Source organism: Achromobacter sp. T5-5 (genome assembly GCF_055397965.1).
Genome location: NZ_AP027919.1, coordinates 5,150,997 through 5,163,637 on the forward strand (window position 1 = coordinate 5,150,997; position 12,641 = coordinate 5,163,637).

The 12,641-nt window shown below is 65.6% G+C and carries 14 protein-coding genes and 4 tRNA genes; 15 read left to right on the forward strand and 3 right to left on the reverse strand.

Annotation, left to right across the window (positions count from 1 at the left end; genetic code table 11):
* Positions 1-15 precede the first annotated feature (15 nt).
* Positions 16-915, forward strand: a complete 900-nt coding sequence (locus ACZ50Q_RS23365; RefSeq protein ID WP_076519078.1) for an NAD kinase — start codon at positions 16-18, stop codon at positions 913-915.
* 12 nt (positions 916-927) lie between these two features.
* Entirely contained in the window at positions 928-2,589 is a 1,662-nt protein-coding gene (gene recN / locus ACZ50Q_RS23370) for a DNA repair protein RecN (protein ID WP_092581965.1), read from the forward strand.
* A gap of 138 nt (positions 2,590-2,727) precedes the next feature.
* Here recN and fur read toward each other — a convergent pair whose 3' ends face one another.
* Positions 2,728-3,147, reverse strand: coding sequence for a ferric iron uptake transcriptional regulator (gene fur / locus ACZ50Q_RS23375; protein WP_056321269.1), 420 nt, complete (start codon positions 3,145-3,147; stop codon positions 2,728-2,730).
* A gap of 154 nt (positions 3,148-3,301) precedes the next feature.
* Between fur and ACZ50Q_RS23380 the strand changes: the two genes are divergently transcribed.
* Together ACZ50Q_RS23380 and dapB are read left to right on the forward strand one after the other, a co-directional pair.
* The gene (locus ACZ50Q_RS23380; protein WP_464079683.1) at positions 3,302-3,838 is read left to right on the forward strand and encodes an outer membrane protein assembly factor BamE; all 537 of its coding nucleotides are present in this window, start codon (positions 3,302-3,304) and stop codon (positions 3,836-3,838) included.
* A gap of 15 nt (positions 3,839-3,853) precedes the next feature.
* The gene (gene dapB, locus ACZ50Q_RS23385) at positions 3,854-4,645 is read left to right on the forward strand and encodes a 4-hydroxy-tetrahydrodipicolinate reductase (RefSeq protein WP_092581963.1); all 792 of its coding nucleotides are present in this window, start codon (positions 3,854-3,856) and stop codon (positions 4,643-4,645) included.
* 56 nt (positions 4,646-4,701) lie between these two features.
* Here the strand turns inward: dapB and murB are convergent, their stop codons facing one another.
* On the reverse strand, positions 4,702-5,760 hold the full coding sequence (gene murB / locus ACZ50Q_RS23390; protein WP_092581962.1) for a UDP-N-acetylmuramate dehydrogenase: 1,059 nt from the start codon (positions 5,758-5,760) through the stop codon (positions 4,702-4,704).
* A gap of 205 nt (positions 5,761-5,965) precedes the next feature.
* On the opposite strand from murB, the gene ACZ50Q_RS23395 reads away from it, so the two are divergent.
* The 6 genes from ACZ50Q_RS23395 (at position 5,966) to ACZ50Q_RS23420 (ending at position 7,739) form a co-directional block, all read left to right on the forward strand.
* A tRNA-Gly gene (locus ACZ50Q_RS23395) sits at positions 5,966-6,041 on the forward strand.
* Positions 6,042-6,287: 246 nt separating this feature from the next.
* Positions 6,288-6,363 (forward strand) — tRNA-Gly (locus ACZ50Q_RS23400).
* Positions 6,364-6,490: 127 nt separating this feature from the next.
* Positions 6,491-6,566 (forward strand) — tRNA-Gly (locus tag ACZ50Q_RS23405).
* 55 nt (positions 6,567-6,621) lie between these two features.
* Positions 6,622-6,695, forward strand: a tRNA-Cys gene (locus ACZ50Q_RS23410).
* Between the two features lie 103 nt (positions 6,696-6,798).
* Positions 6,799-7,137, forward strand: coding sequence for a hypothetical protein (locus ACZ50Q_RS23415; protein WP_076519074.1), 339 nt, complete (start codon positions 6,799-6,801; stop codon positions 7,135-7,137).
* 2 nt (positions 7,138-7,139) lie between these two features.
* The gene (locus tag ACZ50Q_RS23420; RefSeq protein ID WP_464079684.1) at positions 7,140-7,739 is read left to right on the forward strand and encodes a DUF2946 family protein; all 600 of its coding nucleotides are present in this window, start codon (positions 7,140-7,142) and stop codon (positions 7,737-7,739) included.
* Between the two features lie 82 nt (positions 7,740-7,821).
* Here the strand turns inward: ACZ50Q_RS23420 and ACZ50Q_RS23425 are convergent, their stop codons facing one another.
* Entirely contained in the window at positions 7,822-8,223 is a 402-nt protein-coding gene (locus ACZ50Q_RS23425; protein ID WP_076519072.1) for a DoxX family protein, read from the reverse strand.
* A gap of 131 nt (positions 8,224-8,354) precedes the next feature.
* On the opposite strand from ACZ50Q_RS23425, the gene ACZ50Q_RS23430 reads away from it, so the two are divergent.
* The 5 genes from ACZ50Q_RS23430 to ACZ50Q_RS23450 all read left to right on the forward strand — a co-directional run bounded on the left by ACZ50Q_RS23430 (position 8,355) and on the right by ACZ50Q_RS23450 (position 12,545).
* Positions 8,355-9,287 carry a LysR family transcriptional regulator gene (locus ACZ50Q_RS23430; RefSeq protein ID WP_076519071.1) on the forward strand — a complete coding sequence of 311 codons (933 nt, stop codon included), beginning with the start codon at positions 8,355-8,357 and terminating at the stop codon, positions 9,285-9,287.
* 10 nt (positions 9,288-9,297) lie between these two features.
* Positions 9,298-9,879 carry an NUDIX hydrolase gene (locus ACZ50Q_RS23435; RefSeq protein ID WP_076519070.1) on the forward strand — a complete coding sequence of 194 codons (582 nt, stop codon included), beginning with the start codon at positions 9,298-9,300 and terminating at the stop codon, positions 9,877-9,879.
* Positions 9,876-10,646 carry a leucyl/phenylalanyl-tRNA--protein transferase gene (gene aat, locus ACZ50Q_RS23440; RefSeq protein WP_464079685.1) on the forward strand — a complete coding sequence of 257 codons (771 nt, stop codon included), beginning with the start codon at positions 9,876-9,878 and terminating at the stop codon, positions 10,644-10,646. Before ACZ50Q_RS23435 ends, aat begins: the two co-directional genes overlap by 4 nt.
* 55 nt (positions 10,647-10,701) lie before the next feature.
* Positions 10,702-11,439 carry an arginyltransferase gene (locus tag ACZ50Q_RS23445; protein WP_076519068.1) on the forward strand — a complete coding sequence of 246 codons (738 nt, stop codon included), beginning with the start codon at positions 10,702-10,704 and terminating at the stop codon, positions 11,437-11,439.
* Positions 11,440-11,501: 62 nt separating this feature from the next.
* Entirely contained in the window at positions 11,502-12,545 is a 1,044-nt protein-coding gene (locus ACZ50Q_RS23450) for a quinone-dependent dihydroorotate dehydrogenase (protein WP_076519067.1), read from the forward strand.
* The last annotated feature ends 96 nt before the right edge of the window (positions 12,546-12,641 follow it).

Sequence of the window (12,641 nt, forward strand, 5' to 3'; positions counted from 1 at the left end):
ACTTTTGACGCAGCCATGCATTTTCCTATCGTCGCCCTGATCGGCAGATACCAGGACACTGGCCTGGATACACCGCTGAGAGCGCTTGCGCACGCGCTGACGCAGGCGGGCCGGCAGGTGCTGATCGACGCGGACACGGCGCGCAACACCGGGCTGACCGAATACCCCATCGCCACGCTCGAAGAAATCGGCAAGACCGCCTCGCTCGCCGTCGTGATGGGCGGCGACGGCACGGTGCTGGGCGCCAGCCGCCACCTCGCGCCTTACGGCATGCCGTTGGTGGGCATCAACCACGGGCGGCTGGGCTTCATCACCGACATCGCCCTGCAGGACGCGCACGCCGCGCTTGCCCGCGTGCTGGAAGGCAGCTTCCAGATCGAAGACCGCATGCTGCTTGAAGGCAGCGTCTGGCGCGGCGACCAAAAAATGTATTCCGCATCGGCCCTGAACGACGTGGTCCTGAATCGCGCGGGACGCGGCGGCATGATCGAGGTGCGGGTCGAGCTGGACGGCGCCTTCATGTACACGCAGCGCGCCGACGGCCTGATCATCGCCACCCCCACCGGGTCCACCGCCTATGCGCTGTCGGCCAACGGGCCCATCCTGCACCCCGGCATGAACGCCCTGGTGCTGGTGCCGGTGGCGCCGCAAACACTGTCGAACCGCCCCATCGTCATCCCGGACACGGGCGTGCTGAACATGACCCTCACGGCCATGGGCCGCGTCGAAGTCGGCGCCAGCGTGCACTTCGACATGCAGACCTGGTCCGACCTGCAACCGGGCGACCGCATCGTCGTGCAGCGCGCGCCCTATACCATCCGCTTCGTGCATCCCGAAGGCTACAGCTTCTTCTCCACCCTGCGCCGCAAGCTGCACTGGAACCTGATGCCCGAAGCCTCCGACAACGTAGAGTAGTTGGCGCCCCCCATGCTGCGCACCCTGCACATCCGAGACTTCGTCATCGTCGAACAGACCGAGATCCACTTCGGTCCCGGCTTCACCGTCTTTTCCGGCGAAACCGGCGCGGGCAAATCCATCCTGGTGGATGCGCTGGCGCTCACGCTGGGCGAACGCGGCGACGCCAGCATGCTGCGCGAAGGCGCGGCCCGTGCCGACATCACGGCGGTCTTCGACACGCCCAAGGCGCTGCATGCCTGGCTGGCCGAGCGCGAAATCGACGCCGACGAAGAACTCTCGCTGCGCCGCGTCATCGACGCGCAGGGCCGCAGCCGCGCCTATATCAACGGCACCCCCGCCACCGTCGCACAATTGCGCGAACTCGGCGACAGCCTGGTCGACATCCACGGACAGCACGCGCACCAGAGCCTGATGCGCCCCGACGCCCAACGCGACCTGCTGGACGCCCACGGCGGCCATGCCGAGCTTCGCCACGCCGTGGGTCAGGCCTGGAAGCAGTGGCGCGCTTTGGCGCGGCAACTGGAATCCGCAGAGAAAGACGCCGAAAGCCTGGCCTCTGAACGCGAGCGCCTGCAATGGCAGGTCGATGAACTCGACCAACTGAACCTCGGGCCGGACGAATGGGAAGCCCTGCAGTCCGAACACACGCGGCTTTCCCACTCGCAGTCGCTGCTCGACGGCGCTTCGCAGATCCTCGAAGCGCTCGATGGCGAAGGCGACTCCGCCCATCACCGCCTGACGGCGGCCAACCAGCGCATCCAGCAGATGCTGCGGCACGATCCCGGTCTGAAGGGCGTCCAGGACGAACTTGAATCGGCCCGCATCGCCATCAGCGAGGCCGTGTCGGACCTGAACAACTACGTCAGCCGCGTCGAACTGGACCCGAAGCGGCTCGCCGACGTGGAAGCGCGGCTGGGACTCGTCTTCGAAACCGCCCGCAAGTTCCGCGTCGAACCCGACGCGCTGTGCGACCTGCGCGAATCCCTGCATTCGGAACTTGCCGCCCTGCAGGCCGCCGGGGACATCGACGCCCTGCGCGCCCAGGCGGCCGCGGCACAGGCGCAGTACGACACGGCCGCCGCCAAGCTCAGCACGGCGCGCCGCAAGATCGCCAAGGACCTCGGCAAGCAGGTCACGCAGGCCATGCAGACGCTGGCGATGCAGGGTGGCCGCTTCGAGCCCACCCTTGCGCCGTCCGCCCCTTCCGCGCATGGCAGCGAACAGGTTGAATTCCTGGTGGCCGGCCATGCCGGCACCACGCCGCGCCCGCTGGCCAAGGTGGCGTCAGGCGGCGAACTGTCGCGGATTTCGCTCGCGTTGTCGGTCATCGCCAGCCGTGCGGCGCGCGTCCCGACGCTGATCTTCGACGAAGTCGACAGCGGCGTGGGCGGCGCGGTCGCCGAAGCCGTCGGCAAGCTGCTGCGTGAACTGGGCGAGCGCCATCAGGTGCTGTGCGTCACCCACCTGCCCCAGGTCGCGGCGTGCGCCAACAACCAGTTCCTGGTCAGCAAGACCGAGTCGCGCGGCACCACGCGTTCCAGCATCGAAGAACTGGACCCGTCCGCCCGCGTCGAAGAGATCGCGCGGATGCTGGGCGGCATGACGCTCACCGCCACCACGCGCGAACATGCGCGCGAAATGCTGGAAGGTTTCGGACAGGCGGCCTCTTAAGCCGCGCCCGCCCAGGAAACTGCACCCGCCCTGGTCCGCCCGTCTACGGACAACAAAAAGCCCCTTCTCAATGAAGGGGCTTTTGCGCTTGGCGGGGCCGTGGTCCGAGGGCCCGGCCTCCCGCTTGCCGATCCGGGTTCAACGACCCTTCAGGCAGCTTCCGCAAATGCCATACAGCACCATTGCGTGGCTTTCCAGCGCAAAGGCGTTGTCCTTGGCAATCTTCTGCTGGCGCTTTTCGATCTCGGGATCCGAGAACTCGACGACCTTGCCGCAGTTGGTGCAGATCAGGTGATCATGGTGGTCGCCGTCGTTCAGCTCGAAAACGGCCTTGCCGCTGTCGAACTGGCTGCGCGCCAGGATGCCGGCCTGCTCGAACTGCGTCAGCACGCGGTAAACGGTTGCCAGGCCGATTTCGACGTTTTCGCCGATCAGGGCGCGATAGACGTCTTCGGCGCTCAGGTGACGCTCACCGGATTTGCGGAAAATATCAAGAATCTTCAGGCGAGGAAAAGTCGCCTTCAAACCCATGTTTTTCAGTTCGCTTTGGTCGCTCATGGTGTAATCGCTCTCCGTCCGCGTTGGCATGGGCAAGGACAGGGGTCACCGCAAGACGGCTCGCCGAATTCATGCCGCCACGCGGAACTATCCTTATGAAACCTTTATGATAACGGTTTTGCTTGCTTCCAAATAATAGGGGCGCGTAGTGTCCATGTTTGCACGTATTCCCTCCCGCACGCTGAAGACCAGTTTGGCCATCGCCGCCCTGGCCGTTGCCCTGGCCGGCTGCACCTCGACCAAATGGGGCTTCCCGTACAAAGCCCCCGTCCAGCAGGGCAACTGGATCACGCAGGAGCAGGTTGCGCTGCTTCAGCCCGGCATGACCCGCGAGCAAGTCCGCTTCGCCCTTGGCAGTCCCACGCTCACCAGCGTGCTGCACGCCAACCGCTGGGACTACCCGTATTACTTCAAACCCGGCTACGGCGACGCGCAGGAGCGCAAGTTCACCGTCTGGTTCGAAAACGACCGACTCGTGCGATGGGAAGGCGACAAGCAGCCCGACCTGCAGCCCTACCAGATCAACACCCCGGACTCCGTCGCCGACGAAAAGACCGACCTGCGCCTGGACCAGGACGAAGCCCGCATGAAGCAAGAGCAGGACGAGAAAAAGCGGGACGCCGATGCGCCCGTCAGTCCGATCAACCAATACCCCGGCCAGCCCGGCAATGCGCCCGAGCCGCTGCTCTGACACCAAGGATTTCTTATGCGTATTGCTATTGCCGGCGCCAACGGCCGCATGGGCCAGATGTTGATCGAAGCCGTCCTGAAGGCCGACGGCCTGGAACTGGCCGCCGCGCTGGGCACCCCCGGCTCCAGCGCGGTCGGGCGCGATGCCGGCGCCACGCTGGGCAAGCAGACGGGCGTGGCCATCACCGACGACCTGGATGCGCTGGCGGGCGCCGATTGCCTGATCGATTTCACCCGTCCCGAGGGCACCCTCAAGCATCTGCAGGCCTGCGTCAAGCACGGCGTGAAGGCCGTCATCGGCACCACCGGCTTTGACGACAACGGCCGCGCCGCGATCGAAGTGGCCGCCCAGAAAACGGCCATCGTGTTCGCCCCGAACATGAGCGTGGGCGTCAACGCCACGCTCAAGCTGCTGGACATGGCGGCCCGCATCCTGAACTCGGGCTACGACGTCGAAGTCTTCGAAGCCCACCACCGCAACAAGGTGGATGCGCCTTCGGGCACCGCGCTGAAGATGGGTGAAACCATCGCGTCCGCATGGGAAGTCGCGCTGCCTGACGTGGCCACCTGGAGCCGCCATGGCGACACCGGCGTGCGCAAGCCCGGCACCATCGGCTTTTCGGTACTGCGCGGCGGCGATATCGTCGGCGACCACACCGTCTCGTTCTGCGGCATCGGCGAGCGCATCGAGATCACGCACAAGTCGTCCAGCCGCGCGACCTACGCGGAAGGCGCGCTGCGCGCGGCGCGCTTTCTCGACGGCAAGCACAACGGGCTCTACGACATGCAATCCGTGCTGGGACTCTGAGTCCTGGCGCCAAAAAAACAGGACCCCGCGGGGTCCTGTTTTTTTGGGCCGGCGGATCAGACCACCACGGGTTCTGGTTCCAGTTTCACGCCGTAGCGCTCGGCCACGGCATCCTGCACGGCGCGCGCCAGGCCCATGATGTCGACAGCGGTGGCGCCGCCACGATTGACCAGCACCAGCGCCTGGCGGTCATGCACGCCCGCCGCGCCCAACGCCCGGCCCTTCCAGCCGCACTGGTCGATCAGCCAGCCCGCCGCCAGCTTATAGCGGCCGTCTGGCTGCGCATACGACACCAGACCCGGAAAACGCCCCGCTAGCGCATCGCGTTGCGCGGCCGGGACGATGGGATTCTTGAAGAAGCTGCCCGCGTTGCCGGTGACTGCCGGGTCCGGCAGCTTGGTCCGACGGATGTCGCAGACCGCCTCGAACACATCGCGGGCGCTGGGCGCCGCGCCCGACAGCCGCGCGTGGCGCTGCAGGTCGGGATACGCCAGCACGGGACGCCACGGCCGCGGCAGGGAAAAACGCACACGCACGATGATCCAGCGGCCGGGCTCGTCATGCTTGAACGCGCTGTCCCGATAAGCGAAACGGCAATCGTCCGCCTGCATGTCGACATAGCGCCCTTCGCGCACATCCCAGGCCGTCAGGCTGTGAAAGCGCTCTTGCAGTTCGACGCCGTAGGCGCCGATGTTCTGCACGGGCGCGGCGCCCACGGTGCCGGGAATCAAGGCCAGGTTTTCCAGGCCATCCCATCCTTGCGCCACGCATGCCGACACAAAGCCATGCCAGCTCTCCCCGCCCGCGGCTTCCACAAGCCACGCTTGCGGTCCGGCCTCCAACAGACGCACGCCCTGGAACGCCACGCGCGCAACCAGACCCGGCACGCGTTCGGGCAACACCAGATTGCTGCCGCCGCCCAGCACCAGCAGCGAGCGCGCCTGGCTTGCCAGCGCCGACAGGGCGGGCAGTTGCGCGGGGTCGCGCAGCGTGACGAAGGCGTCGGCCCGGGATGCCAGCCCCAGCGTATTCAGCCCGGTGAGGTCCTGCACGGCCGGGGACAAGGACTCGGACGCGACAGATTCGGGCGTGAGCCCCCCGAAGGAATTTGACATGGATGCTACGAGGTGTGCTATAGTTGCGGTCTTCGCTCAGTTTACTTGATTGAGTGCTTGACCCGAACCAAAGCCGGCAAGACAGGCTTTAAATCAAGCTCAGGACAAGCTCAAAAAATCGTGCTAGACTGCGCGCCTTCTGATCGATAACCAAGTTGATCAGAGTGAATAAGAAATGCGGTTCTGAGCAGTTTACGGAACCAATGCGGGAGTAGCTCAGTTGGTAGAGCGCAACCTTGCCAAGGTTGAGGTCGCGAGTTCGAGACTCGTCTCCCGCTCCAAATTCAGCGCTGCAGCGTTTTTTGATTCTGCAGTGCATTGAGACAAGGGCCGAAAGGCCCTTTTTTCATGCGTGAATTTCATGCCAGAAAGCCAGCCAGGTCCGCGCAAGCGCCCGGCTTGATGAATGAAGAAAGTAATGTATACTCTCGCCTCGCTGATTGGGCAGCCGCCCGAATCGACGACGAATCCGCAAGGCATTCGCCAGGTTCAACGGTCAATCAGCAATGCGGGACGCGGTGCAAATCGCGGGAGTAGCTCAGTTGGTAGAGCGCAACCTTGCCAAGGTTGAGGTCGCGAGTTCGAGACTCGTCTCCCGCTCCAATTTCGGCCTGAATGCGTTCGGTCTGAATGCGAAGCCCCGAAAAGCATGTATAATCGCTGTCTTTGGTGAACAGCCCTGTTGGCAAAACAGGTTTTCATCAGCGGTACAGCAGATAGCAGTACCTCCGCGGGAGTAGCTCAGTTGGTAGAGCGCAACCTTGCCAAGGTTGAGGTCGCGAGTTCGAGACTCGTCTCCCGCTCCAAATACAAAGAGGAAGCAACGGCCAACACCGCGCTTCCTTTTTTCTTGCAAGTGCTGGCGCAATGGCAGAGTGGTTATGCAGCGGATTGCAAATCCGTGTACGTCGGTTCGATTCCGGCTTGCGCCTCCAGCATCTTTTCTTCCCCCTCCCCCAGCATCTCGTTACCCATCACTACGCCCGGTCAGCCGGATGATTGCTATGGTGACCCCGTTTTCATTTGAACGATGAGTCCATGCATAACATCCCGGTTTCGCAGCCGCGCGCGAGCCATCGCGCCTCTTTCCTGACCCTGTCCGCCGCCGCGCTGATTGCATTGGCGCCGGTTGCCGCCGAGGCGGGCGACCGGCACCATCATCACCACCGCCACAAAGGCGGGGAGTACAAGGAAAAGTACTGGGATGGCGCCTGTAAGGTCGAGCGCAAATGGAAGCGCAACGGCGACTACAGCGAAAAGCGCAAGTGCCGCGACGGCTATGCTTATGGTTACGCGCCGCAGCCCGTGGCGGTGCCCGTGATGCCGGCAGCGCCCGCCATCGTCATCAACCCGCCCCCGATCATCATTCGCCCCTGACCATGGACCAATCGGTGAAAGACGCCCTCGCCCGCTGGCCGAACGTGCCGGCGGTGTACGGCTGGCTGTCGCTCGATGCGCGCGGACGCTGGCGCCTGCATCCGCAGGGCTTGGCAAACGAAGGCGCGCCGGGCGAACCGATCACCAACACGCAGATCCTGGATTTCATCAGCCGCAATTACGACCACGATGATTCAGGCCGCTGGTTTTTCCAGAACGGCCCGCAACGGGTCTACGTGCGGCTGGACGCGGCGCCTTATGTGCTGCGCCTCGCGGACGACGGCCGCGGACTGGTCACGCACACGAACGCGCGCGTCGCATCGGTCAGCGGCTGGTGGCTCGATGATGAGGGCCGGCTCTACGCGACGACGCCCCTGGGCGCAGGCCTCGTGCTGGACCGCGACCTGCAACCGCTGCTCGACAAGCTGCGGACGGCAGACGGGGCGCCGCTGCTGGACGCCCTGGCAACCATGGCGCCTGGCCAATCGGTCCCTGCGGTGTACGACGATGTCTACGCGGCCGCGCCGCTGGAATCGATCGCGCAGGCGGATATTGCCGGACGGCTGGGCTTTGAGCCGCGCCCGCAGGCCGATCCGGCCTGACTGCGTCAGGGCTGCCTGCGAAAGTCCCGATCAGGGATGGCGCATCCGGGCCGCTTGCGGCCCGGCAGGCTGATCCTTGCGATCAGCGGCGGCCGCTTTTGACCAGCGCGAACTTGCCGTCGCCCAGCAGCGCCAGCACAGCCGCCGCCACGGTCAGGAAAATGGGGTATTCCCAGCCACCGCCCGGGTTGCCGAACCCCCAGCCATTGCCGAAGTGGACGGTCGAGGCAACGAAAAGCTGGATCACCGCCACAGCGGCCACCCAGCGCGGCACGACGCCCAGGATCAACAGGATGCCCGCGGCCACTTCAAAGAACGTGACGGGATAGGCCAGCCATCCGGCAAAGCCGATCTTCCCGAAGAACTGCGCGGTGCCGGGCAGCGTGAAAACGAGCAGCTTGGTCAGGCCATGGGCCAGGAACATCACGCCAAGCGCCACGCGCAGCAGCAGCGCGGCGTAGGGCGCGGTACGGGTATCGATCATTGCAGTCATCCTTGTGCGGAAAAGCGAAGCTCCCGGTTCGGGAGAATTCTTCTGGGGCGTATTCTTGCGATTCCAAAAACAAAGATAAACATGCAGAATTGCAAATTATTGTTCCCCGAAAGGAAACAATCTTGGATACCCATACTGCCATGCAGACCTATGCCAAGGTCGTCGAACTGGGCTCATTCGCGGCGGCGGCCGACAAAATGGGCCAGGCGCGTTCCGTGGTCACCCGGCAGATCGCCTACCTGGAACAGAAGTACGGCGTGCGGCTGCTCAACCGCACCACGCGCAAGCTCAGCATGACCGATGCGGGCCGGGCATTCTACGAGCGCGTGCGCCCCATCCTGGCCGAAGTCGCCGACCTGGAGCTGTCGCTGCAGGCCGAGGGCCAGCGGCCCAGCGGCCGGCTGCGGATCAGCGCGCCCGTGTCTTTCGGCATCCTGCACCTGGGCCCGGCCATTGCCGAGTACCTCCTGCGCTATCCCGACGTGGTGATCGACCTGGACCTGAACGACCGCGTGGTCGACCTGGTGGAAGACGGCTACGACGTCGCCGTGCGCATCGGGCCGCTGGTGGATTCGTCGCTCGTGGCCCGTCCCCTGGCTCCCCAGCAGTTGCTGGTCTGCGCCGCGCCGTCCTACCTGAAACAGCACGGCGCGCCCCGCGTGCCCGAAGACCTGAAGCAGCACCGCTGCCTGCACTATGCCTACGCCAGCACGGGCAACGAATGGCACTTCGAGAAGGACGGCGTGACCCACCTGGTGCGCGTGAATGCCGCGCTTCGGGCCAATAACGGCGACGTGCTGCGCACGGCGGCGCTGGCCGGCCACGGCATCATCCTGCAGCCGGAATTCCTGGTGGGCGAGGATATCCGCGCGGGACGCCTCACGGCGCTCCTGACGGACTATGCCCACACGCCCATCTCGATGGTGGCCGTCTACCCGCACCGGCGATTCCTGTCGCCGAAAGTGAGGTCCTTCGTCGAACACCTGGAAGCGCGCTTCGGCAGCCCCGCCGCCACGCCGCCGGGCCGGCGCGCCACGCCCCGCCGCAGCCGTTAGAATCGTACCCATGACCGCCAAACCGCCCCTCGAATACTTCCCCGCCCCGCGCCGTTCCCATTTCTGCAGCCAATGCGGCTCGCCGGTAAACCGCCGGGTGCCGGAAGGCGACAACCGCGAGCGCGACATCTGCGATCACTGCGGTGCGATCCATTACCAGAATCCCCGGCTGGTGGTCGGCACCGTGCCCGTCTGGGACAACCGCGTGCTGCTTTGCCGCCGCGCGATCGAGCCGCGCTACAACACCTGGACGCTGCCCGCGGGTTTCATGGAGCTGGGCGAGAGCACCGCACAGGGCGCGGCGCGCGAAACGCTGGAGGAATCCGGCGCAAAGATCCAGCTGGGAGAGATCTACACCATCATCGACGTGCCGCAGATCGAACAGGTGCATGTGTTCTACCTGGCGCAGGCGTTGGGTCCCGAGCTGGATCCCGGCCCCGAAAGCCTGGAGGCCCGCTACTACGACGAGGCCGACATTCCCTGGGACGACCTGGCCTTTCGCACCGTCGCGAGCACCCTGCGCCTCTTTTTCGAGGACCGCAAGCGCGGCACCTTCGGTCCTCACCACTACACCCTAGAATCGCACCGTTGAAACTGCCCTGGCTTGCCGCCGATACCCCGTTCCCTCCTGCGGAATTCGCGCTGACGGATCCGGACGGCCTGCTGGCCGCCGGGGCGGACCTGTCCACGGCCCGGCTGACCCAGGCGTACTCCAACGGCATCTTCCCCTGGTACTCGGAAGGCGAGCCCCTCCTGTGGTGGAGCCCGGATCCGCGGATGGTGCTGGCCGTCAAGGATTTCGCGCCGTCCCACTCGCTGCGCAAGCTGCTGCGGCAGATCACCGCCCGGGAACACGACGCCACCCCGCGCGTGCAGGTGCGGGTCGACACCGCCTTTGCGCGGGTCATGGCCGCCTGCGCGGCGCCCCGCGATGGCCAGCCCGGCACCTGGATCACGACGGCCATGCAGGAGGCCTACCGGGACTGGCATGCCGCCGGGGTCGTGCACAGCATCGAAACCTGGATCGACGGCGAACTGGCGGGCGGGCTGTATGGAATCAGCCTGGGACGCATGTTCTTCGGCGAATCCATGTTCACGCGCGTGCCCAATGCGTCCAAGCTGGCGCTGGCTTACCTGGTGCGCTACCTGGATGCCCAGGGGGTCGAATGGATCGATTGCCAGCAGCAGACGCGCCACCTGGCCAGCATGGGCGCCCGCCCGCTGCCGCGCGAACGTTTTCTGCGGCACGTGCGCACCGCCACGGCGCAACCGGGCATCCCGTGGTCCCGCGGCACGCTGGACAGCCAGGGCCGGCTGCATCCGGACGCAGCCGGGGACGCGGATTGCAGGGCGGGTTAGGCGTTAATATTAGCCATTCCCGTCACGGGCTTGCCGCCGTCATGCGGGATTTCCAATGAGCCAGCTCAAAGAACTTCCCTTCTCCACGCTGCAGTTCTATGCAACCGCCCCCTACCCCTGCAGCTATCTGCCAGGGCGGCAGGCCCGGTCGCAGGTCGCCGCGCCCGGCCATCTGATCAACGCGGGCACGTATTCCCAGTTGGTCGAACAGGGCTTTCGCCGCAGCGGCCTCTTTACCTACCGCCCCCATTGCGACAACTGCCAGGCGTGCATTCCGGTGCGCGTGGATACGGCGGGCTTTGCGCCCAATCGCAGCCAGCGCCGCGCGTGGCGCAACCACCAGCACCTGCAGTCGTTCGTGGCGGAGCTGGCCTGGTCTCCCGAGCACTACCGGCTGTACACGCGCTACCAGCAGGGACGCCATCCGGGCGGCGGCATGGACGAAGACAGCCGCACGCAATACGCCCAGTTCCTGCTGACCAGCCGCGTCAACACCCGGCTGGTGGAATTCCGCGACCCCGAGGGTGTGCTGGTGATGGTCTCCATCATCGACGTGCTGGACGACGGCCTTTCCTCGGTCTACACGTTCTATGACCCCGATATCGCCGACGGCCTGGGCACCTACAGCATCCTGTGGCAGGTCGAACAATGCCGCGCGCTGAACCTGCCGTGGCTCTACTTGGGCTACTGGATCGCGGAAAGCCGCAAGATGTCCTATAAGTCTGCCTTCCGGCCGGCCCAGTTCCTGGTCGACGGCGAATGGCGCGACAACGCGGAGCGCGCGCCCGCCTGATTTCCCCGGCAGCCATGCCGCGGCCGCCAGGGACGGATCAATTCCCTCTACAATTCCGCCCCATGTCTATCCTCTTCCACGCCTATCCCCTGGCCCGCCCGGCGCTGTTTGCCATGGACGCGGAAACCGCCCACGACGTCACTTTGTCCGGCCTGCAGCGCGCCTATGACTGCGGCGCCACGCGCAAGCTCCTGCACGCGCAACCCAAGGCGCCCTGCACGCTGATGGGGATGCAGATGGCCAATCCGATCGGGCTGGCGGCCGGCCTGGACAAGAACGGCGCCTATATCGACGCGCTGGGCAACCTGGGCTTCGGCTTCATCGAAGTCGGCACGGTCACTCCGCGCGCGCAGCCCGGCAATCCGAAACCCCGCATGTTCCGCCTGCCGCGCGCCAATGCGCTGATCAATCGCCTGGGCTTCAACAACCAGGGCCTGGACGCCTTCCTGGCCAACGTGCAGCGCAGTTCATGGCGCCAGCAAGGCGGGATCCTGGGCCTGAACATCGGCAAGAACGCCGATACGCCCATCGAGCGGGCGGCCGACGACTACCTCATCGGCCTGGAAGGCGTGTATCCGCATGCCGACTACGTCACCGTGAACATCTCGTCGCCCAACACCAAGAACCTGCGCGCGCTGCAAAGCGGCGACGAGCTCTCCGCGCTGCTGGGCCAACTGGCCGACAAGCGGCGCGCGCTGGAAGACCGGCACCAGCGCCGCGTCCCCATGGCCGTGAAGATCGCGCCCGACCTGACGCACGAGCAGATCGACGCCATCGCCGAAATCCTGCCGCGGCACGGCATCGACGCGGTCATTGCCACCAACACCACGCTGTCGCGCGATGCGGTGCAGGGGCAGGCCCATGCGGAAGAGGCCGGCGGCCTGTCCGGCGCGCCCGTGCATGAGCTTTCGCTGGCGGTCATTCGCCGCCTGAAGGAAAAGCTGGGAGGCAGCCTTGCCATCATCGGCGTGGGCGGCGTGCTGTCGGGCCGCCAGGCGCGCGAAAAAATGGACGCCGGCGCCGACGCGGTCCAGCTCTATACGGGCCTGATCTACCGCGGGCCGGCGCTGGTGGGTGAGTGCGTGCGCGCCGTGGCGCGCCGCTGACCGGCAGGGGCACCGGCCAAAGCGCCGGCAAAGGCCCCGGCAGCAGTTCAGGCAAAAGGCTTGGACAAAAAAAGGGGCCACCCTGTGGGTGGCCCT

Bases quoted from the DNA above. Each gene is read 5' to 3' on its own strand.
- ACZ50Q_RS23365 (WP_076519078.1), top strand. From the start codon at position 16: ATGCATTTTCCTATCGTCGCCCTGATCGGCAGATACCAGGACACTGGC.
- recN (WP_092581965.1), top strand. From the start codon at position 928: ATGCTGCGCACCCTGCACATCCGAGACTTCGTCATCGTCGAACAGACC.
- fur (WP_056321269.1), bottom strand. From the start codon at position 3,147: ATGAGCGACCAAAGCGAACTGAAAAACATGGGTTTGAAGGCGACTTTT.
- ACZ50Q_RS23380 (WP_464079683.1), top strand. From the start codon at position 3,302: ATGTTTGCACGTATTCCCTCCCGCACGCTGAAGACCAGTTTGGCCATC.
- dapB (WP_092581963.1), top strand. From the start codon at position 3,854: ATGCGTATTGCTATTGCCGGCGCCAACGGCCGCATGGGCCAGATGTTG.
- murB (WP_092581962.1), bottom strand. From the start codon at position 5,760: ATGTCAAATTCCTTCGGGGGGCTCACGCCCGAATCTGTCGCGTCCGAG.
- ACZ50Q_RS23415 (WP_076519074.1), top strand. From the start codon at position 6,799: ATGCATAACATCCCGGTTTCGCAGCCGCGCGCGAGCCATCGCGCCTCT.
- ACZ50Q_RS23420 (WP_464079684.1), top strand. From the start codon at position 7,140: ATGGACCAATCGGTGAAAGACGCCCTCGCCCGCTGGCCGAACGTGCCG.
- ACZ50Q_RS23425 (WP_076519072.1), bottom strand. From the start codon at position 8,223: ATGATCGATACCCGTACCGCGCCCTACGCCGCGCTGCTGCTGCGCGTG.
- ACZ50Q_RS23435 (WP_076519070.1), top strand. From the start codon at position 9,298: ATGACCGCCAAACCGCCCCTCGAATACTTCCCCGCCCCGCGCCGTTCC.
- ACZ50Q_RS23445 (WP_076519068.1), top strand. From the start codon at position 10,702: ATGAGCCAGCTCAAAGAACTTCCCTTCTCCACGCTGCAGTTCTATGCA.
- ACZ50Q_RS23450 (WP_076519067.1), top strand. From the start codon at position 11,502: ATGTCTATCCTCTTCCACGCCTATCCCCTGGCCCGCCCGGCGCTGTTT.